Consider the following 18,978-nt stretch of genomic DNA (forward strand, 5'->3'; position numbering starts at 1 on the left):
AAGCCGCGATTGAAATGAACTCACACTATCCCAAAAACGGACGAGTGATCCTTCATGTTGATATGAACAGTTTTTATGCCTCTGTAGAGATGGCCTATGATCCCACTCTTCGGGGGAAACCCCTGGCTATTGCCGGGAACCCCCAGGAAAGACGGGGCATCATCGTGACATGCAGCTACGAAGCCAGGGGCTTTGGAGTGAAAACGACGATGCCTCTTTGGGAGGCGAAAAAATTATGTCCGGAACTGGTCATCATGACACCCAACTTCGACCGTTACCGTGCCGCCTCAACGGGAATATTCGATATCCTCAGACAATATTCAGAATTAGTGGAACCCGTTTCGATTGATGAAGGGTATCTGGATATAACGGATTCCTTCGAGAAAGGGACTCCATTACAAATTGCCTCAGACATTCAGGCCCAGATCAAGGGTCAGTTAGACCTTCCTTGCAGCATCGGTGTAGCTCCCAATAAATTCCTCGCCAAAACGGCCTCGGATATGAAGAAGCCTATGGGAATCACGGTTTTGCGTAAGCGTGATATCCCGAACAAGCTGTGGCCGCTTCCCGTCATTGAAATGCACGGGATTGGTCAGAAGACTGCCGAGAAGCTGAATTCAATCGGAATCCATACGTGCAGCGATCTTGCCCATGCCAATGATATCCAGTTGAAGTCACTGTTAGGTATCAACGGACTCCGTCTTAAAGAGCGAGCCAATGGAATCGACAGAAGGAATGTGGACCCCGAATCGATTTATGATTACAAGAGCGTGGGGAATTCCACTACCTTACCGAAGGATATAACGAATCAGCATGAGCTTTTACTTGTTGTAGAAAAGCTCTGTGCGAAGGTATCGTCGCGACTTCAACAAAAAGATGTCCTTGGGACGACGATCCAGCTGATGATCCGGGATAAATTCAGGAAGACCATCACAAGAAGCAAAAAGGTTGCAAACCCCATTTATAAAAAAGAAGACTTATATCATCATGCGAAAGACTTATTCTTGAAGCACTGGGATGGGGATCCCGTCCGGCTCCTTGGGGTCACGGCACAGGATGTTGTGGAGAAAAGCGAGGCCACGGAACAGCTGGACTTATTTTCTTATAAGAAAGTCGCAGAAAAGGAACCACTCTACAACGTATTATCCAAGCTTCAAGACAAGTTTGGGAAAGATTCCATTTCTCAAGGGGTAAAAGCGAAGAACAAGAAAAAGTCTTATGACCCTAAACAGGATACAAGCTTCAACAAAGACTTTTTAAGGGAATGACAGCTGTAAAAGGGGACATCTTATAACAGATAACGTACTTCTCAATCGGATTATTTGCACCAGTGACCCTTTCTTGTTAGATTGAAATAGAATCCGGTCATTGATTTAATGAAACGGAAGAAGTAACAAAATCATGATTCTATAGATGAAAGGATGTTGATGTTATGGCTCAGGAAATTGGTGTTATCGGATTAGCCGTTATGGGAAAAAACTTGGCATGGAATATTGAAAGCAGGGGGTACTCTGTTTCTGTTTACAATCGTTCGAGTGAGAAAACGGATGAAATGATGAGCGAATCGAAGGGCAAGAATGTCAATCCTACATATACAATCGAGGAATTCGTCAACTCATTGGAAAAGCCCCGGAAGATTCTTCTGATGGTCAAGGCGGGAAATCCGACTGATGCGACCATCGAACAATTAAAACCTTTCCTTGAAAAGGGGGACATCCTGATAGATGGGGGAAATACATTCTTCGAGGATACCCGTCGACGCAATCAGGAACTAAGCGAACTTGGCATCCATTTTATCGGGACGGGTGTGTCCGGTGGGGAGGAAGGTGCCCTGACAGGTCCATCCATCATGCCTGGAGGGCAGAAGGAAGCATATGATCTCGTGGCCCCTATCCTGAAAGATATCGCAGCGAAGGTCGACGGAGATCCTTGTACAACGTATATCGGTCCCGATGGTGCAGGTCACTACGTGAAAATGGTGCACAACGGCATTGAATATGGAGATATGCAGCTGATCGCGGAATCCTACTTCCTGATGAAAAATGTCCTTGGCTTAAGTGCGGAAGAACTTCATGAAGTGTTTTCCGACTGGAATGAAGGTGAGCTTGACAGCTATCTCATCGAAATCACAGCAGATATCTTCACGAAGAAAGATGATGAAACCGGCAAGCCGATGGTGGATGTCATCCTTGATAAAGCAGGTCAAAAGGGGACGGGGAAATGGACGAGCCAAAGTGCATTGGATCTCGGTGTTTCCTTACCGATCATCACCGAGTCAGTCTTCGCCCGTTTCATTTCAGCGATTAAAGATGAACGTGTGAAAGCGAGTAAGATGCTGAAAGGTCCTGATACGAAACCATTCGATGGCGATAAGAAAGCATTGGTCGAATCGATCCGTAAAGCCCTTTATATGAGTAAGATCTGTTCGTATGCTCAAGGCTTCGCCCAAATGCGCTCTGCGTCTGATGAGTACAAATGGGATCTGGAGTACGGAGATATCGCCATGATCTTCCGCGGAGGATGCATCATCCGTGCGCAGTTCCTGCAGAAGATTAAAGAAGCATATGACCGTGAATCCAATCTCACTAACCTTTTACTCGATCCTTACTTCAAAGAGATCGTCGAAAGCTATCAATACGCACTCCGCGAAGTCATCAGTGTAGCCGTCCAGAATGGTGTACCGGTTCCCGGCTTCTCGGCAGCCCTGTCTTATTATGACAGCTACCGTACAGAAACGCTTCCTGCGAATTTGATCCAGGCTCAGCGGGACTACTTCGGTGCACATACCTACGAACGTGTGGACAAAGAAGGCATTTTCCATACGGAGTGGATGAAATAATAGAATGATGCAAGCCCCTTTCTGGTGAAGAGAGGGGCTTTTAATAATATCATGGTGAATGATCGTAAGGTAGTGATCAGTGGATTTTGCAGTAGAATGATACAAACAAAACAATAATCATGGAATTGAAAATGGAGGACGCATGAAACAAATCACATTATCAAACGGAAAAAGAGTGGAAGTGGACTGTCTGAGCTGTGCATTGACGAGCGGGATGATCGAACCGGATGGTGGGGTGGTGCTCGAAACGGAGTATTTTCATGCCCATCAGGATGTGGCGTATCCAATCAAGGGTTTGATCATACTGGCCTCCAAAAGGCATATCACATGCTTTGATGAATTGACTGAAGCGGAGAAAATGGATTATATCAACTGCTTGACCAGAATTCGAAAAGCTCAGAGAGAAGTATTGGGAATTGAATACGTTTATTACTTTTATAATGAAGACACCACGCATCATTTCCATACGTGGATGGTTCCGCGATACGAATGGATGTATGAATTCGGTCGGTCTGTCGAGTCTGTCAGGCCAGTACTGCTTCACGCGAGAAATGAGATGAACGATGAACAAAATGTAAGAGAAGTGATGGCAGCGATCCATGCACTATCGAGAGAATTACATAGGGGGTGAATGGGCCGGTTCGAAACAGATTTCTTTGATTTTCTGCAAGGGTTTGAAATAATGAACTTGCATCAAAGAAAGAGGAGGCATTTCAATGAGTGAAACCAAAACTTCGACAGAACCATTATTTAGACCTTTCCATAGTGAGAAGTTACAATTATCCAACCGCACAGTGATGGCACCAATGACACGGGGGTTTTCTCCAAATGGGGTTCCCGGTGAAGATGTTGCCGCTTACTATCGCCGCAGAGCTGAAAACGGTGTAGGATTGATCGTCACGGAAGGAACGGGAATCAATCATCCCTCTTCTGTTTCAGGAGCGAGCATCCCTCTGTTCCATGGTGAAGAATCACTGAATGGCTGGGCAGAAGTCGTGAAGGAAGTCCATCAAGCAGGAGGAAAGATTGTTCCACAGCTTTGGCATGTGGGGATGACCCGTAAAAAAGGAGAGCTTCCAAATGAAGAAGCGTTTCCTGTTGGACCCTCAGGACTAAGCCTTTCAGGTAAAGAAATCAACGAGCCTATGTCGGAAGAGGAAGTCGTCCAGATGGTGGAAGCGTATGCCAAGGCTGCTGCAGATGCGAAACGCATAGGCTTCGACGGCATAGAACTGCACGGGGCACATGGATATTTGATCGATCAGTTTTTCTGGGAGAATACAAACCGTCGTACTGATCGTTATGGAGGAGACCTTGTAGGCAGAACCCGGTTTGCCGTTGAGGTAATTGAAGCCTGCAGACGGGAAGTGGGCCCTGATTTCCCGATCATCTTCCGTTTTTCACAATGGAAAATGAATGATTTCAATGCAAAGCTTGCAACGACACCGGATGAACTCGAGCGTTTCCTGGAGCCTCTTGTGAAAGCAGGCGTGGATATTTTCCATTGCTCGACACGCCGTTTCTGGGAGCCGGAATTTGAAGGATCTGATTTGAACCTTGCAGGCTGGACGAAAAAGCTGACCGGTAAACCGGTTATATCCGTGGGATCGGTTGGTCTGGATGGGGAATTCACCAGCTTCTCAGGTGCGGGTACGACTAGCCTTGATGGTCTGATCGAGAGACTGGACCATGGAGAATTCGACCTGGTCGCAATCGGACGCTCACTCCTTCAGGACCCTGAATGGGTAAGGAAAGTGGAGGATGGCAGAGCGGATGATCTGCTTCCGTTTGATAAGGAAGCCCTGAAAAAGTTGTATTAAGGTAGTACCGGGTGTCTCTAATGAGGCACCTGTTTTTTTGTATACAATAAAAAAAACTCCCCGGCAATTAGCCAGGGAGTTCTATATCTACCTTTTATCCGATCATTTCATCAAACAACAGTACGCGTGCCGGTGATGCATCGGTGTTTTGAATTTTCAGTGGGGCTGCCACCATGAAATATTGGCCGGCTTTGATGTCTTTCAATTGTAGGCCTTCCATGATGATGACGCCGCTTCCCATCAGGCTGCGGTGAGTCGGGTGACCATCCTGGGCCCGCTCGATCCCGAGGGCATCAATCCCAACGCCTGCAATCTTTTTCTCAGCAAGGTATGCAGCAGCATCTTCTGCTACATAGATGAAGTCAAAGTTGAATTCAGTATCCCATGAATTCTTCGTTTTGAAGAGGATGAAGTCATTCTCTTCAATCTCCAATCCTTCAATATCCTTCAGGCTGATTTTTTCCTCGGCTTCCGTTACATCAAATACTTTAACAGGGCGAACGAGCTTCTCAATCTCGATGGTTTCAATCGTCTCGCCGTCGTTGATCATGTGAAGGGGAGCATCGACATGAGTTCCTGTATGAACATCCATTGAGAGTCTTGACTCCGTCACATGGCCGTTCGTATTTGTTTCAATACTCGGTTGTTTTTCAGGTTTGTTCTTGTACACGGGCATCCCGTTAAAGATCGGGGCTGTTACGTCATAAATTTTCATTGGTTCCACACCTTTCTTAGCATTGGTCTACATCGAGGTTGGCAATCGGCCACCAGGAGAAGCCGTCTTTTGCAAGCAGATTGTCAGCGGCTTTCGGTCCCATCGAACCTGCTTCATAGTTAGGGAATTCTCCGTCACGTGTATGTTCCCATACTTCAGAGATTTTGTCGACGAATGCCCATGATAATTTCACTTCATCCCAATGCGTGAAGTTCGTGGCATCTCCACGAAGACAATCGAATAGAAGCTTTTCGTATGCCTCAGGTGTGTTCATTCCATCCACGCTGTTGTTGGCAAAGTTCAGTTTAACTGGAGTCGTTTCGATATTCTGTCCGGATTTTTTCACATTCAGGTGAAGGGTGATCCCTTCTTCCGGCTGGATGTGAATGACCAGCAGGTTAGGAGCCAAAGGCTTGTCCGGGTTGTAATACAGGTTCATTGGAATGTCTTTGAACTGGATGACGATTTTCGTTGACTTTGTTTCCATTCTTTTTCCTGTACGGATATAGAACGGGACACCTGCCCAACGGAAGTTATCAATCATCAATTTACCTGCAACATAGGTTTCAGTATTAGACTGATCATCGACGTTTTCAGCTTCGCGGTAACCAGGAAGTTCTTCATTTCCTGTTTTTCCGGGACCATATTGTCCCCTGACGAAGTAATCTTTGACTTCTTCCTGTTGGAATGGACGAAGAGATCGCAGCACACGTACTTTTTCACTGCGGATTTCATCCGTCGTCAATTTGATCGGAGGCTCCATGGCAAGTAATGCAACCATTTGAAGCAGATGGTTCTGGACCATATCGCGAAGGGCCCCGCTTTTTTCATAATAGCGGCCGCGGTCTTCCACACCGAGCTCTTCGGATGAAGTGACCTGGATATTCGAGATATATCGGTTATTCCATAATGGTTCAAACATCGCATTGGAGAAACGGATGACTTCAATGTTTTGTACCATTTCTTTACCAAGGTAGTGATCGATACGATAAATCTGATCTTCTGAAAATGATTCGCGGATCTGACTGTTCAATTTTTCGGCTGAAGGCAGGTCGTGCCCGAATGGTTTCTCGATCACAAGTCGCTGGAAGCCTTTTGTGTCGGTCAAGCCTTGATTTTTTAACTGCTCCGTAATCGTCCCGAAGAATTCAGGGGCCATCGCTAAGTAGAAAATGCGATTGCCTTCTAATTCATATGTTTCATCCAGCTCATCGGATAAGTTCTTCAATGCTTTGTAGGAATCACTGTTAGACACATCATTCGGCTGATAATAGAAATGTGACACAAATTCATCGATATTTTCATCGCTGCCTAACGCTTTATGTACCGATGTCTTTACGTGCTCCTGGAATTCTTCATTTGACCATTCGCGTCGTGCCACACCTACAACGGCAAAACGCTTTGAGATTTTTCCTTTACGGAACAAATGATAAAGAGACGGATATAGTTTTCTTTTCGCTAGATCACCTGTCGCTCCAAAAATCGTAATCAGAGATGTTGGTGTTGTTGAATTATTCAATGTCATGACCTCACTTTATCTTGATGTAACCCTTATTTATGCGTTTCTTCTTATTTAATATCCTATACAATTACTTAATTTTAAAGACTTCTGTTTCATTTAGCAAATTATATGCTGAGGACTTTTACCGCCGGGAATCATGAAAACGTTTTATGTTTTGGGTTAAGTTCTTCGTCTTTATGTTGGCTTTAATTTTCATTCTTATGACTGCATTTCCGGGAAAGGGTAAAAAGACGGTGAATATGCTAAAATAGAGGCAGTATAGCTCAATTGAGGAGTGATTGAAGTGGAATTGTTATTTTTAGGTACGGGTGCAGGGGTGCCGGCCAAGCTCCGCAATGTGACCAGTGTCGCTTTGAAATTACTAGAAGAACGTGGTGCGGTTTGGCTTTTTGATTGTGGGGAAGCGACCCAGCATCAAATTTTACATACAAGCTTGAAACCAAGAAGGATCGAAAAGATTTTCATTACCCACCTGCATGGTGATCACATATACGGGCTGCCGGGATTATTGGGTAGCCGTTCCTTCCAGGGAGGGGAAACAAAACTGACGGTATATGGTCCTAAGGGGATCAAAGAATTTATCGAGGTTTCACTCTCAGTCAGCAGGACCCATCTTCAATATCCCCTTGAAGTGGTGGAAATCGAGGAAGGGGTCATCTTTCAAGATGAAGGGTTCAGTGTAGAAGCAAAGGGACTCGACCATGCTCTTCCTACTTTCGGTTATCGTGTGATTGAAAAAGATAAGCCTGGTGTTCTGCAAGTGGATCAATTACGTGATAGGGGCGTTCAACCGGGCCCCCTCTATAAGAAATTAAAATTAGGTGAAATGGTTCGGCTGGAAGACGGGAGGGAAATTGATGGAAAGGATTTTCTCGGACCTTCGATTCCTGGACGGGTCGTCACCATCCTTGGAGATACAAGGGTTTGTTCCAATGCGGTGGAACTTTCTAAGTCCGCAGATGTCCTCGTTCATGAAGCGACCTTCAACCGGGATCAAGAAGAGATGGCCCGGGAGTATTACCATTCCACGACAAAACAAGCAGGAGAGACGGCTCTCCTAGCCGGGGCTCGTCGTCTCTTTCTGACGCATATTTCTTCCCGTTATGCAAAGGAATCATGGGAAGAACTGGAGAAGGAAGCAAGGGAGGTCTTCGCGGAAAGCTATATTGCAAGGGATTTCATGGAATACGACATCCCTTTAAAGAAATAGGGGGGAGTGGGATGAAGGAGATCTATATCGTACGACATGCGAAAGCGGATGGTCAGCCTTTTCATGCACCGTTAACGGAGGAGGGCGAACGTCAGGCACGTCAATTAGCGTCCTTTTTAGAAAACCGCTCCATTCAAGCGATTTATTCAAGTCCCTTCATAAGGGCACTGGACACCATCCGTCCTTTTGCTGACCGTTCAGGCCTCCGAATCCAAGAGGACGACAGACTGGGAGAAAGGGTGCTGAGCGATGAGGATCTTCCTGATTGGATGGAAAAGTTGAAGATGAGTTTTGAGGATTTTTCTCTCTCATTGCCTGGTGGGGAGTCCAATCAAATGGCGATGGAGCGGGCAAGGTCCTTCGTGGATGAAGTAATGGGAAATGTTGAGGATCACGTTGTCTGTGTGAGTCATGGTAATTTAACGACGCTCTTTCTCAGATTATTTGACGAAGACTATGGATACAATGAGCTGTTCGCTTTATCCAATCCGGACGTCTACATCGTCAGGCTGGAAGGAGACCGCGCTTCTGTACAGCGCATTTGGGAGTAGGAAAGATCGTCTAAACAGAAAAAGGGGAATCGAGATGAATTCATTTACATTTGAACATATTTATAATCCGGGTCATATTATTGCCGAAAACGCTCTTTATCGACATATTCATTATCCGGAAATGCTGACGAGGTATGATAGTAACTTTCTTGCATTTAAGAAGGAGCCGACTCTTGAAGAATTTATACAAGCTGCCCGTTTTTTACGGGAATTCCATCACGCAAAAGGGCAGAAGCATGTAAAGTTTCTTTTTCCTCAAGATCACAAACCTTCGGAAGAACTGATGGATTATTTTAAACAAGAGGGATATGACGTCGGATTCAATGAGCTTTATTCGATTGATCCCGATCAATTCCCATCGCCTGAAGTGAATGCTGACATAGAAGTCAAGGAAGTGGGAAAGGAAGAACTCCAGGATTATCTTTCTTTTCAGTACGAGCAGGATTTGGACTATGGTCCGGTTTTTGCCGACCAAAAGGTGGATATGCATAAGCGGAATTTTGAAAATCCCCGTATCATGCAGCTTCTGGCTTTCTATAAAGGGACCCCATCCGGATCCGTGGATGTGATCATCGAGGAAGATTCAGCGGAAATAGACGGATTGATGGTTCACGAATCGTTTCAAAAGAAAGGGATCGGAAGCAGGCTGCAGCGGTATGTCATGGAACGGTTCCCTGACAAGTTAATCATTCTGGTGGCGGATGGGGAAGATACGCCAAGGTTGATGTATCAAAAACAGAATTATGCTTGTTTAGGTTTCAGGTACGAAGTGCAGAAAGTGTATAAATAAAAGAGAGCGCAGAACCTGGGGGGTTCCGCGCTCTTCTCATTTACCAGCCGCGTTCATACTGCTTAGGTGCTTCGATTTCGACACCCAACTCTTTCGCTGCCGTTCTCGGCCAGTATGGATCCCGCAGAAGTTCACGTGCAAGCAGGATCAGGTCGGCCCGTTCGTTTTGGAGGATTTCTTCCGCCTGGATGCCTGTTGTAATCAGTCCAACGGCTCCTGTGTCAATGTCTGCCCCGTTCTTGATCGTCTCGGCAAGCTTCACCTGATAGCCGGGGAATACCGGGATGCGTGCAGGTACAAGGGCGCCGGAGCTGACATCGATCAAATCGACACCTTGTTCTTTCATCCATTTTGCAAATACAACATAGTCTTCAACGTCGAGGCCTTCTTCGTTGTAATCTTTGGCAGAAACCCTCACAAGGAGTGGTCCGTCCCATACTTGTTGAATCCCTTCAATGATTTCACGGAGGAACCGGTAGCGGTTTTCTGCCGATCCACTATATTCATCGGTTCGTTTATTGGACAGTGGGGAGAGGAACTCATTGATGAGATATCCGTGGGCTCCGTGAACCTCGATCACATCAAAGCCTGCTTTCTTCGCTCTTTCAGCCCCCTTGATGAATGCGGTGATGGTTTCTTTTATATCATCCGCTGTCATTTCAACAGGTGTTTTCATTTCATTATTAAATGGAATGGCGGATGGAGCCAGGATGTCTCCTTCAAGGACCGCTTTTCTTCCGGCATGGGCCAGCTGGATTCCTGTTTTAGCTCCCTGCTCTTTCATCAGATCCACTAACTCTTTTAAGCCTTCAATATGTTCGTCATCCCAAATCCCTAAATCCTGTGGTGAGATTCTTCCCTGGGGCGTAACCGCCGTCGCTTCTTGAATGATGAGTCCGACTCCGCCGACAGCACGGCTCGTATAGTGGGTGCGATGCCAGTTTTCGACTTTACCATCTTCATTGTGAGAAGAGTACATGCACATGGGTGCCATGACGATTCGGTTCTTCAGTTCAACATTTTTAAGCGTGTATGGTTCGAATAGCTTTGCGTTCATTTCCAATCACCTTTCCATGAGGAATTTATTTCGGGTTTCTAAACAGTTATACATCAAGAGTATAACAACAAGCCTTTTGCCGGAAAAGGAATGTGCTCTACTTCCTTTTCTCTCTTAGCTCTTTCAATGGATAAATCGTCCCGCGCCATTCGATCCCGCCTCTTTTAAACGTAAGGAACGTCGCCCGGGCTATGGAATAGATGAATAACAAGGCAGTGACGGGCAGGGAGAGGATGAGGAGGGGAGACTCATTCGTCATCTCCTTTATGACTTTGAAATAGGTGATGAAAATCAGTAGAATGATCGACATGCTCACGGTCCGGATCAAGGCGTCTCCTGTGAAGATCGTCAAGAATGGAAGGACCGTGGAGCAGAACACGCCTGTCATGGCAAATACTACAAGAAGGATGGAGTAATGGAGCCCGGCAAATGTATTCTTCTCAAGGCCCTGGAAGGCCCCTTTCAAGGAGTGATACCACTCCACCTCCAGGGATTGAAGGGCAGTGAGTAACCCTTGGCTTTTCCCGGCTTTTTTGATATGGATGCCAAGCTGCAGGTCGTCATCGGGCATGTTCTTGATCTTTTCGTGTGTACCGATTGACTCATAAGCAGAACGTGTGATCAGATTGAAGGCACCGATCCCCACCCCTATCCCCGAGGAAGGGTCATTCGCCTTCCATGGCCGCTTATAAAAAGAGAAACCGAATAAAAAGAAGGCGACAAAGTTTTTTAACCAGAATGTCTTTGATTTAATATTGGGGGCAAGGGTGAGATGATCGAGCTTCTGAGATTGAAAGACTCCGACAGCCCTGGACAGGATGGAAGGGTCTTTATACAGGACATCTGCATCGGTGAACAGGATGAGTGACCCATTTGAGATGAGGTACCCTTTATATAATGCCTGATTCTTTCCGAGCCACCCTTGTTCCAGTGTATCGATATGGAGGACGCGGATCCGCTTGTCCATTTTTCCTAATCTTTCAAGTTTATCTGGGGTGCGGTCCGTTGAACGGTCATTGACAAGAATCCATTCAATCCGTTCATAGTCCTGCTTGAGTTGGGATAGAATGCTGTCTGTGATCGCTTCTTCTTCATTCCTCGCAGGGACGATGATGGAGAGAAGGGGGCCGCTCGCCGTGCCCGGCAATCCTTCAAGGGAAGAAAGTTTACCCAACCCTCTCCACACCAGGGTGGCGAGAACGATCCAGACTACTAGGACTGCTATAAGTAAAATGAGGAGTAGATCCATCTGTGTCGACCTTCTTTTTTGCTTTGATTGTATCACTGAAACGGGATCTCTCGCGAATCATGATCGGCTGTAGGTTTATTTTTTCAAAGAATTCTCCTTTAATTCATGCCCGAGTATTTGAGAGCGGTTATTTGCGGATGAAATGCACTGGAAAAATGCATCCCTTACTTGATGGTCTTCTAACGCAGCGATTCCCGCTTCGGTCGTTCCACCTGCACTGGTAACATTCCTTCTTAATTCCCGGGCTTCTAATCCGGATTCTGAAAGCATGGCGCTTGCTCCAGCAATCGTCTGGGTAACAAGGCTTTCAGCCAGGTCCTCTTCCAGCCCCAATTCTACTGCAGCATGTTTCAAAATTTCGGCTACGTAATAGATATAAGCCGGCCCGCTTCCTGATAGAGCCGTGATAAGGTCCAATTTCTCTTCTTCTACCACCGCTGCTATTCCGACAGACTGAAAGAGTGTTTTCGTCCATTCCTTCTGGGAGGGTGAGAGATATTGATTGAAAGCGACCGCCGTTGCTGACTTCCCCATGGCTGCACTTGTATTCGGCATGGCTCTTGCGATGGCGCCTTTAAATTCGAGTCTGTCGCTTATATGTTCCATGGTGATGCCTGCCAGTACAGAGATGATCAGCGTATTCTCAGAAAGGTAGGATCTGATGGAATCTGCTGCTTCATGAAAGTCCTTTGGTTTCATGGCGAGGATGATGACATCATATCGTGACGCCCGGTTTACCTTCCGGATACAGAATTCATGCATGATTTCATTCAAACGCTCCTGATTGGCACGATTGGTCACATATACTTCTTCATTATTCAATACTCCCGCTTTCAATGCGCCGCTCATTAAAGCATGAGCCATCGACCCTGCTCCGATAAATAATGTCTTCATTCGCTCATTCCTCCTTTTGTTTTTGAAAAAAAACAGACCCTTTCATCCATAAAGGACGAAAGGGTCTCGCTTCCGTGGTACCACCTTGTTTTGTCCATTTTCCACGAAGAAGATGAACACACTCCAATTCCATTAACGCTGGACGACGTTCTGCTTTAAGACGCTCAAAAGGCAGGTTCACAAATAGAGAGGACGACGGTGCCTTTCAGCCGGTGGGCCCCGATCTCTGACATCATCTATTCATTACTAGTCTTTCTCATCGCTTTATCGTATATCATTATGTAATATGTGATGAATGGATTAAATCTATATTATAGGTGATTATCGTAGAAATACAGCTTATCTGTCAAGGGTTTATTTTTAGTATATTCACACTTTTTAAAAATGACATCATGCTGAAAAAAATGTACACTAGGTAATGAAGGGTCATTCATTTTTTTTGGAAATGAATGACAGAACGGGAAGGTGCCGTGCTCTCTGTACCTTTTTATTATGAAGAATGTGGTGAAAATATGACAACTTTAGTGAATGATATCGCAAAAATCACACTATCCACCCCTTTTGCCGTGGGAGATGTGAATGTTTATTTAGTCAAGGGGGATGCCTTGACATTGGTGGATGCAGGCCCTCTTACAGATACGGCCTGGATGCAGCTCTCTGATCAATTGTCCCTTCTAGGGTACACACCTCAGGATATCGAACAAATCGTCCTGACCCATCATCATCCCGATCATGCAGGCCTGCTTGATCGTTTCTCATCCGGCGTCACGATATATGGTCACAACTATAACCGGTTCTGGCTTCAGCGGGACGACCATTTTCATGAAGTGTATGACCGTTTTTTCACGGAGCTTGCCATTGAGTCAGGGCTGCCCGAAGAGTTTCTGCCGGCCATCCAGAAGTTCAAGAATCCATTGAAATTCATGGGCAACCGAAAGCTGGATGCGGCGATAGGGGAAGGGGACAGGGTTCCCGGAATGGAAGGGTGGCAGGTCATTGAAACCCTTGGTCACGCCCAGAGTCACTTATCCTTTTACAGGGAAAGTGATGGTGTTCTGATCGCGGGCGACCACATACTTGCCACCATCTCTCCCAATCCCCTCATTGAACCGCCATTTGAAGGGGAGAGTGAGCGTTCAAAGCCGTTGCTGCAGTATAATGCTTCATTGAAAAAACTTTCCGATTTTCCGATTTCCCTTGCTTATACCGGACATGGAGACAACGTTACGGATGTTCATGGATTGATTCCGAAGAGATTAGGGAAACAGGATGAGAGAGCAAGAGGTGTATTCGACATGATCAAAGGAAACCGCGTGACTGTATTTGAGATATGCAGGAAGCTATTTCCCTCCGTGTATCGGAAGGAGCTCGGTTTGACGTTGTCAGAGACCATCGGGCAATTGGATTATTTGGAAGCTAATCACGATATACAGAAAGAAAAGCATGAAGGAATCTATTATTATTTTGCTTAGGAAGATGTGACTTACATGAACAGAAGAATCAAAGGAAAAACGATTATCATTACCGGAGCCTCGGGAGGAATAGGGGAGCAAATGGCCATAAAGGTTGCGGAGAATGGCGGGAATCTTGCGTTGATTGCACGCCGTGTCCATCTGCTCCAAGCATTGAAGGAAAAGCTGACGAAAGAATTCAACTGTAAGGTGGAAGTATATCCTTTAAACGTAACCGATTATGATCAAATCCCCCGGGTGTTCACTAGCATCAGGAAGGATTTTGGATCGATCCATGCCCTGATCAATAACGCAGGTTATGGAATCTTCCAGGAAGCACACGAAACCTCCTTTCAAGATGTAAAAGGGATGATGGATGTGAATGTTCTTGGACTGATGGCATGTACAGGGGAAGTCCTTCCTTATATGCGTGAACAAGGATTCGGACACATCATCAATATCGCATCTCAGGCAGGGAAGTTTGCCACTCCAAAATCAAGTGCCTATTCCGCTTCCAAGCATGCTGTCCTCGGGTATACGAACAGTGTAAGGATGGAAGCGAAACGATATGGGGTGAAGGTGACGGCGGTGAATCCCGGACCAATCGCCACAGACTTCTTCTCCATTGCCGATGAAACCGGCACGTATGTGAAGAATGTGGAGAAGTTCATGCTTGATCCTGCATTCGTCGCAGAGACCGTGGTGGATTCACTCTTTACCAATAAAAGAGAAATCAACCTGCCCCGTTGGATGAATATAGGAAGTAAGTTCTATCAATTATTCCCATCTTTTGTCGAAAAAGTAGGAAATAACCTTTTCTTCAAAAAATAATGAAACCAAATAGTACCATCAATCGTCTAATCTAATAAGGGGGGAGTCTATGAAGAAATGTTTGACTGTTATGATACTTTGTTCCTGTATACTATTCAGCGGCTGCGGGCCGACCACATTGGTTAAATCATCTCAGGGCAGCACAGATTTCATAGGCTTTGTCACCCAATTGGAAAACAACCAGGTGCTGATCAATGATGTTTGGTTTTCTTTCAATCAACAAACCGTCATGTTGACAGATCGAGATAAAAAACTTCATAAAGAAGATATAGAGATGGGTAAAAAAGTGAATGTGACCTTTAATGGGGAGATGCAGGAATCCTTTCCCAGGAGAGCTTCTGCTGACCAACTGGTATTTCTGACAGACAAAGAAAGCAAAATCGAAGAGACTGTCGTGAAATTAGTCATGAGCGATCCCCGGTTTTCACAGGTGGTCGTCCAATCCATCGAAAAAAATCCCACCGGCCTCTATTCATTACGATTCAAAGATCTTTCCCTCGACCGTGATGTCCATGTGATGGTGAATGTTGAGAATGAAAGAGTCATTGTTCCGATACATACTTCTACCAAATAACAAGGAAGAAAGCGTTGATTACACATCGACGCTTTCTTTTCTTTTTTTTGAGATTATGCGGGACGGAAGAAGGGTAAGCATCAGAGAGTGGGAAATATTTTACGTAGACGAAACGGGTAGAATTTCTGTTTCAGAGGAAAACTATGATTATTGTCGGAAAAAGGATGTGGATGTATGATAGGGATTCTTTTAGCCCTGATCCCCGCGGTCGCGTGGGGAAGTCTTGTGTTTGTAAGTGTAAAACTTGGAGGGAATGCTTACAGTCAAACGGTTGGGATCACGGTTGGTTCACTGCTGTTTGCGATTGGCGTCTTCTTCATCAAGTCCCCTGAGTTAACGTTATTTGTCTGGGGAATCGGGTTTATTTCCGGCGTCTTTTGGGCTGTCGGGCAAGTGAACCAGCTGGCAAGTGTAAAATTCATCGGCGTTTCGAAAACCGTCCCGATTTCAACGGGAATGCAGCTGATCGGAACGACGCTCTTTGGTGTTCTAGTATTTAAAGAATGGAAGACGACTGAAACGATCCTTCTTGGAAGCGGGGCGGTTCTAGCTCTTATCATCGGTGTTGTCCTCACCTCATTCACACAGAAGTCCGAAGGGGATGAAGACTCTCAACTGAAAAAGGGTTTGTTGACGCTGCTCCTTTCCAGTTGTGGATACATAGCCTATGTCGTCATATTAAGATGGTTTAATATTGACGGATGGGAAGCGATTTTGCCACAGGCAATCGGTATGTTCATCGGAGCCGTTGTCATCACATTCAGGCATAAGCCATTTAACAAATATACGGTTCGCAACATTTTAACGGGGCTTATGTGGGCATCCGGGAATCTCGGATTGCTCCTTGCCCTGCCCCGGATCGGTGTGGCGACAAGCTTTTCCCTGTCCCAAACGGGAATCGTCATATCCACTCTCGGTGGTTTGTTCTTCTTAGGGGAAAAGAAATCGAAAAAGCAGATCCTTCTCGTCATTGCAGGATGTGTCCTGATCATCATCGGCGGGGTTCTATTGGGCTTTACGAAAGATTAAGGAGGAATTGGACATGTATACAGATTTAACGGATAAGGTTGTCATCATCACGGGTGCCGCGACGGGTATCGGAAAGGCGATTGCCAAACGGTTTGCGTCTGAAGGCTGTAAGGTGGTCATTAATTATTTCAAAGATGAAGAAAACCCTGAAGGACTGGTAAAGGAAATCGAAGAAGCAGGCGGGACAGCCTCCATCATCCAGGGAGATGTGTCAAAGGAAGAGGATGTCCAGGGGTTTGTCCGATTTGCTCATGAGACATATGGCCGCCTGGATATCTACGTGAACAATGCGGGAATCGAAAATGAAGTTCCGTCTGAAAACCTGCCGATTGAAGATTGGCAAAGGGTCATCAACACCAATCTGACAGGTACATTCCTTGGGTGCCGTGAAGCGGCAAAATACATGCTTGAGCATGGCATCAAGGGATCGATCATAAATGTATCGTCTGTCCATGAAATCATTCCGTGGCCTCACTTCGCTCATTATGCAGCCAGTAAAGGTGGGGTGAAGCTGCTGATGGAAAGCCTGGCGCTGGAATTTGCACCAGATGGGATACGGGTGAACAATATTGCTCCCGGGGCCATTGATACACCCATCAATGCCGAGAAATTTTCCGATCCGGAAAAGAAAAAGGGAGTGGAGAAACTCATTCCCCTCGGCTACATCGGAGAACCTGAACAGGTCGCTTCCTGCGCCGTTTTTCTAGCCTCCGATCAGGCAAGCTACGTCACGGGTACGACGCTCATCGCCGATGGGGGCATGACGAAATACCCGGGATTCCAAGCTGGAAAAGGTTGATGTATGTAAGTGTAGGTCCAAAATCACAAAGATGATTTTGGACTTATTTTTTTGCTCTGATTCTGCTGTACGCCAGCCTTTGTGTGAATTATCTTATGCTTGTCGCCCCTGCCCAAGCCGCCTCTGCTTTTCATTGTCCAGCTGCAGGGGCTTGGGGCTCGAGGTCATAAGCCAAGTCACCCAAAAAGGCAAAGAACGCCTTTCCGGGTGACTCGTCTTATGCTTGTCGCCCCAAAGCAAGCCCCTTTCGCTTTTCTTGTTATTCTCTCCATTACCATTTATTTAAGTTGAAAGGGAACGTATATTCGGTTAGAATCATAGATATACTATATAAGAACGTTTGTTCTATTTTAGGTAAGATGGAGGATGAGGATATGACTGTCGATTACAGTGTGCTGCCACACCACAAGATTTTGTGCATCGATATGAAGAGCTTTTATGCTAGCTGTTCGGCTGTCATGGAGGGGCTGGATCCCCTTGAATGTCACCTGGCTGTAGTGGGGGATAAAAGCCGGCAGGGAAGCATCGTACTGGCGGCCTCGCCCAGGATGAAGAAGGACTTTGGAATCAAAACGGGTTCGAGAATGTTTGAAATTCCAAACGACCCGCGAATCCAGCTTGTAGAGCCAAAAATGGCGACGTATGTCCGGATCTCCACGGAGCTGACCCGCCTGTTTCATCGGTATGTGCCAAAGGATGCCATCCACACGTACAGCGTGGACGAAAGCTTCATCAAGATTGATGGAGCGACGGGTCTCTGGGGGGACGCGGCCACCATCGCCGGGAAAATCAAAGACGATATGGAAAGGGAGTTCCAGCTTCCCTGCGCCATCGGGATCGGCCCCAATATGCTCTTGTCCAAGCTGTGCCTGGATCTTGACGCTAAGAAAAAGGGAATCGCCGAGTGGACCTATGAAGACGTCCCGGAAAAGCTGTGGCCTCTCTCTCCGCTCCGCGAAATGTGGGGGATTGGAGGACGCCTTGAGAAGACCCTCAATCGCATGGGCATCTTCTCCATCGGGCAATTGGCGAAGTATGACCTGGAAAAGCTTGAGGCAAAGTTCGGTGTGATGGGGAACCAGCTTTATTACCATGCATGGGGGGTGGACCTCTCCGAAATAGGGGCACCGATCATGGATGGGCAGGTCAGCTTCGGCAAGGGTCAGATCCTGCTCAGGGATTATAAGGAGAGAAAGGAAATCAAACGCGTCATTTTAGAAATGTGCGAAGAGGTCGCGAGGCGTGCCCGGACCCATCGCAAGGCCGGGCGGACCGTGAGCTTCGGAATCGGCTACAGTCACGAAGAATTCGGAGGGGGATTCCACCGGTCGCGAACGATAGAGGAACCGACCAATATCACCATGGATCTGTACCGGGTGTGCCTGGAACTATTCGAAGAGAACTACAATGGGAAAACCGTACGGAAAATCAATATCGCCCTTTCAAATATTGTAGAGGATGGAGCGCTGCAGGTTTCCCTGTTCGAACCTGACCGCTGGGAGAAACGGGAACTTGGGTATGTAGTGGACCACATCCGGAATAAATATGGTTCAGGCGCCCTTCTCCGCGCCGTCTCCTACACTGAAGCGGGAACAGCAAGGCACCGTGCCCGTCTGCTCGGCGGACACAAATCATAACGAATGACAG

18 protein-coding genes are annotated in these 18,978 nt (G+C 46.4%); 13 read left to right on the forward strand and 5 right to left on the reverse strand.

Annotated features, from left to right (window positions below; all coding sequences use genetic code 11):
• Positions 1-14: 14 nt before the first annotated feature.
• From AM506_RS09420 to AM506_RS09435, 4 genes are all read left to right on the forward strand, one after another.
• Positions 15-1,268, forward strand: a complete 1,254-nt coding sequence (locus AM506_RS09420; protein WP_060672249.1) for a DNA polymerase IV — start codon at positions 15-17, stop codon at positions 1,266-1,268.
• Between the two features lie 164 nt (positions 1,269-1,432).
• Positions 1,433-2,839 carry an NADP-dependent phosphogluconate dehydrogenase gene (gndA, locus tag AM506_RS09425; RefSeq protein ID WP_060672250.1) on the forward strand — a complete coding sequence of 469 codons (1,407 nt, stop codon included), beginning with the start codon at positions 1,433-1,435 and terminating at the stop codon, positions 2,837-2,839.
• A 142-nt stretch (positions 2,840-2,981) separates the two neighbouring features.
• Positions 2,982-3,470 carry an HIT family protein gene (locus AM506_RS09430; RefSeq protein ID WP_060672251.1) on the forward strand — a complete coding sequence of 163 codons (489 nt, stop codon included), beginning with the start codon at positions 2,982-2,984 and terminating at the stop codon, positions 3,468-3,470.
• Between the two features lie 85 nt (positions 3,471-3,555).
• Positions 3,556-4,659, forward strand: a complete 1,104-nt coding sequence (locus tag AM506_RS09435; protein ID WP_060672252.1) for an NADH:flavin oxidoreductase — start codon at positions 3,556-3,558, stop codon at positions 4,657-4,659.
• A 94-nt stretch (positions 4,660-4,753) separates the two neighbouring features.
• Here AM506_RS09435 and AM506_RS09440 read toward each other — a convergent pair whose 3' ends face one another.
• A complete protein-coding gene (locus AM506_RS09440; RefSeq protein WP_060672253.1) occupies positions 4,754-5,374 on the reverse strand; it encodes a cyclase family protein in 621 nt (206 codons plus the stop codon).
• A gap of 16 nt (positions 5,375-5,390) precedes the next feature.
• The gene (zwf, locus tag AM506_RS09445) at positions 5,391-6,893 is read right to left on the reverse strand and encodes a glucose-6-phosphate dehydrogenase (protein WP_440480349.1); all 1,503 of its coding nucleotides are present in this window, start codon (positions 6,891-6,893) and stop codon (positions 5,391-5,393) included.
• 286 nt (positions 6,894-7,179) lie between these two features.
• Here zwf and rnz point away from each other — a divergent pair, with 286 nt between their 5' ends.
• The 3 genes from rnz to AM506_RS09460 are packed head-to-tail and all read left to right on the forward strand — an operon-like array spanning position 7,180 to position 9,447.
• Positions 7,180-8,106, forward strand: a complete 927-nt coding sequence (gene rnz, locus AM506_RS09450) for a ribonuclease Z (RefSeq protein WP_060672255.1) — start codon at positions 7,180-7,182, stop codon at positions 8,104-8,106.
• Positions 8,107-8,117: 11 nt separating this feature from the next.
• Positions 8,118-8,657, forward strand: a complete 540-nt coding sequence (locus AM506_RS09455; protein WP_060672256.1) for a histidine phosphatase family protein — start codon at positions 8,118-8,120, stop codon at positions 8,655-8,657.
• 34 nt (positions 8,658-8,691) lie between these two features.
• The gene (locus AM506_RS09460; protein WP_060672257.1) at positions 8,692-9,447 is read left to right on the forward strand and encodes a GNAT family N-acetyltransferase; all 756 of its coding nucleotides are present in this window, start codon (positions 8,692-8,694) and stop codon (positions 9,445-9,447) included.
• Positions 9,448-9,487: 40 nt separating this feature from the next.
• Here the strand turns inward: AM506_RS09460 and namA are convergent, their stop codons facing one another.
• The 3 genes from namA to proC form a co-directional block, all read right to left on the reverse strand.
• Positions 9,488-10,504 carry an NADPH dehydrogenase NamA gene (gene namA, locus AM506_RS09465; protein ID WP_060672258.1) on the reverse strand — a complete coding sequence of 339 codons (1,017 nt, stop codon included), beginning with the start codon at positions 10,502-10,504 and terminating at the stop codon, positions 9,488-9,490.
• A 97-nt stretch (positions 10,505-10,601) separates the two neighbouring features.
• Positions 10,602-11,753 (reverse strand): glycosyltransferase, encoded by a 1,152-nt coding sequence (locus AM506_RS09470; RefSeq protein ID WP_060672259.1) that lies wholly within the window; start codon positions 11,751-11,753, stop codon positions 10,602-10,604.
• Between the two features lie 75 nt (positions 11,754-11,828).
• Positions 11,829-12,647 carry a pyrroline-5-carboxylate reductase gene (gene proC, locus AM506_RS09475; RefSeq protein ID WP_060672260.1) on the reverse strand — a complete coding sequence of 273 codons (819 nt, stop codon included), beginning with the start codon at positions 12,645-12,647 and terminating at the stop codon, positions 11,829-11,831.
• 512 nt (positions 12,648-13,159) lie between these two features.
• Between proC and AM506_RS09480 the strand changes: the two genes are divergently transcribed.
• From AM506_RS09480 to AM506_RS09505, 6 genes are all read left to right on the forward strand, one after another.
• Positions 13,160-14,119 carry an MBL fold metallo-hydrolase gene (locus AM506_RS09480; protein ID WP_060672440.1) on the forward strand — a complete coding sequence of 320 codons (960 nt, stop codon included), beginning with the start codon at positions 13,160-13,162 and terminating at the stop codon, positions 14,117-14,119.
• A 15-nt stretch (positions 14,120-14,134) separates the two neighbouring features.
• The gene (locus tag AM506_RS09485; RefSeq protein WP_060672261.1) at positions 14,135-14,929 is read left to right on the forward strand and encodes an SDR family NAD(P)-dependent oxidoreductase; all 795 of its coding nucleotides are present in this window, start codon (positions 14,135-14,137) and stop codon (positions 14,927-14,929) included.
• Positions 14,930-14,978: 49 nt separating this feature from the next.
• Entirely contained in the window at positions 14,979-15,503 is a 525-nt protein-coding gene (locus AM506_RS09490; RefSeq protein ID WP_060672262.1) for a DUF3221 domain-containing protein, read from the forward strand.
• Between the two features lie 177 nt (positions 15,504-15,680).
• Positions 15,681-16,532, forward strand: a complete 852-nt coding sequence (locus AM506_RS09495; RefSeq protein WP_060672441.1) for a GRP family sugar transporter — start codon at positions 15,681-15,683, stop codon at positions 16,530-16,532.
• Positions 16,533-16,545: 13 nt separating this feature from the next.
• Entirely contained in the window at positions 16,546-17,331 is a 786-nt protein-coding gene (locus AM506_RS09500) for a glucose-1-dehydrogenase (RefSeq protein WP_060672263.1), read from the forward strand.
• 374 nt (positions 17,332-17,705) lie between these two features.
• A complete protein-coding gene (locus AM506_RS09505) occupies positions 17,706-18,968 on the forward strand; it encodes a Y-family DNA polymerase (protein WP_060672264.1) in 1,263 nt (420 codons plus the stop codon).
• Positions 18,969-18,978 lie beyond the last annotated feature (10 nt).

Origin of the sequence: Rossellomorea vietnamensis, assembly GCF_001305855.1 — a bacterium.
GTDB lineage: Bacteria > Bacillota > Bacilli > Bacillales > Bacillaceae_B > Rossellomorea > Rossellomorea vietnamensis_A.

Bases quoted from the DNA above. Each gene is read 5' to 3' on its own strand.
- AM506_RS09460 (WP_060672257.1), top strand. From the start codon at position 8,692: ATGAATTCATTTACATTTGAACATATTTATAATCCGGGTCATATTATT.
- AM506_RS09480 (WP_060672440.1), top strand. From the start codon at position 13,160: ATGACAACTTTAGTGAATGATATCGCAAAAATCACACTATCCACCCCT.
- AM506_RS09490 (WP_060672262.1), top strand. From the start codon at position 14,979: ATGAAGAAATGTTTGACTGTTATGATACTTTGTTCCTGTATACTATTC.
- AM506_RS09430 (WP_060672251.1), top strand. From the start codon at position 2,982: ATGAAACAAATCACATTATCAAACGGAAAAAGAGTGGAAGTGGACTGT.
- AM506_RS09505 (WP_060672264.1), top strand. From the start codon at position 17,706: ATGACTGTCGATTACAGTGTGCTGCCACACCACAAGATTTTGTGCATC.
- AM506_RS09420 (WP_060672249.1), top strand. From the start codon at position 15: ATGAACTCACACTATCCCAAAAACGGACGAGTGATCCTTCATGTTGAT.
- AM506_RS09455 (WP_060672256.1), top strand. From the start codon at position 8,118: ATGAAGGAGATCTATATCGTACGACATGCGAAAGCGGATGGTCAGCCT.
- AM506_RS09440 (WP_060672253.1), bottom strand. From the start codon at position 5,374: ATGAAAATTTATGACGTAACAGCCCCGATCTTTAACGGGATGCCCGTG.
- AM506_RS09500 (WP_060672263.1), top strand. From the start codon at position 16,546: ATGTATACAGATTTAACGGATAAGGTTGTCATCATCACGGGTGCCGCG.
- AM506_RS09470 (WP_060672259.1), bottom strand. From the start codon at position 11,753: ATGGATCTACTCCTCATTTTACTTATAGCAGTCCTAGTAGTCTGGATC.
- namA (WP_060672258.1), bottom strand. From the start codon at position 10,504: ATGAACGCAAAGCTATTCGAACCATACACGCTTAAAAATGTTGAACTG.
- proC (WP_060672260.1), bottom strand. From the start codon at position 12,647: ATGAAGACATTATTTATCGGAGCAGGGTCGATGGCTCATGCTTTAATG.
- AM506_RS09435 (WP_060672252.1), top strand. From the start codon at position 3,556: ATGAGTGAAACCAAAACTTCGACAGAACCATTATTTAGACCTTTCCAT.
- AM506_RS09485 (WP_060672261.1), top strand. From the start codon at position 14,135: ATGAACAGAAGAATCAAAGGAAAAACGATTATCATTACCGGAGCCTCG.
- gndA (WP_060672250.1), top strand. From the start codon at position 1,433: ATGGCTCAGGAAATTGGTGTTATCGGATTAGCCGTTATGGGAAAAAAC.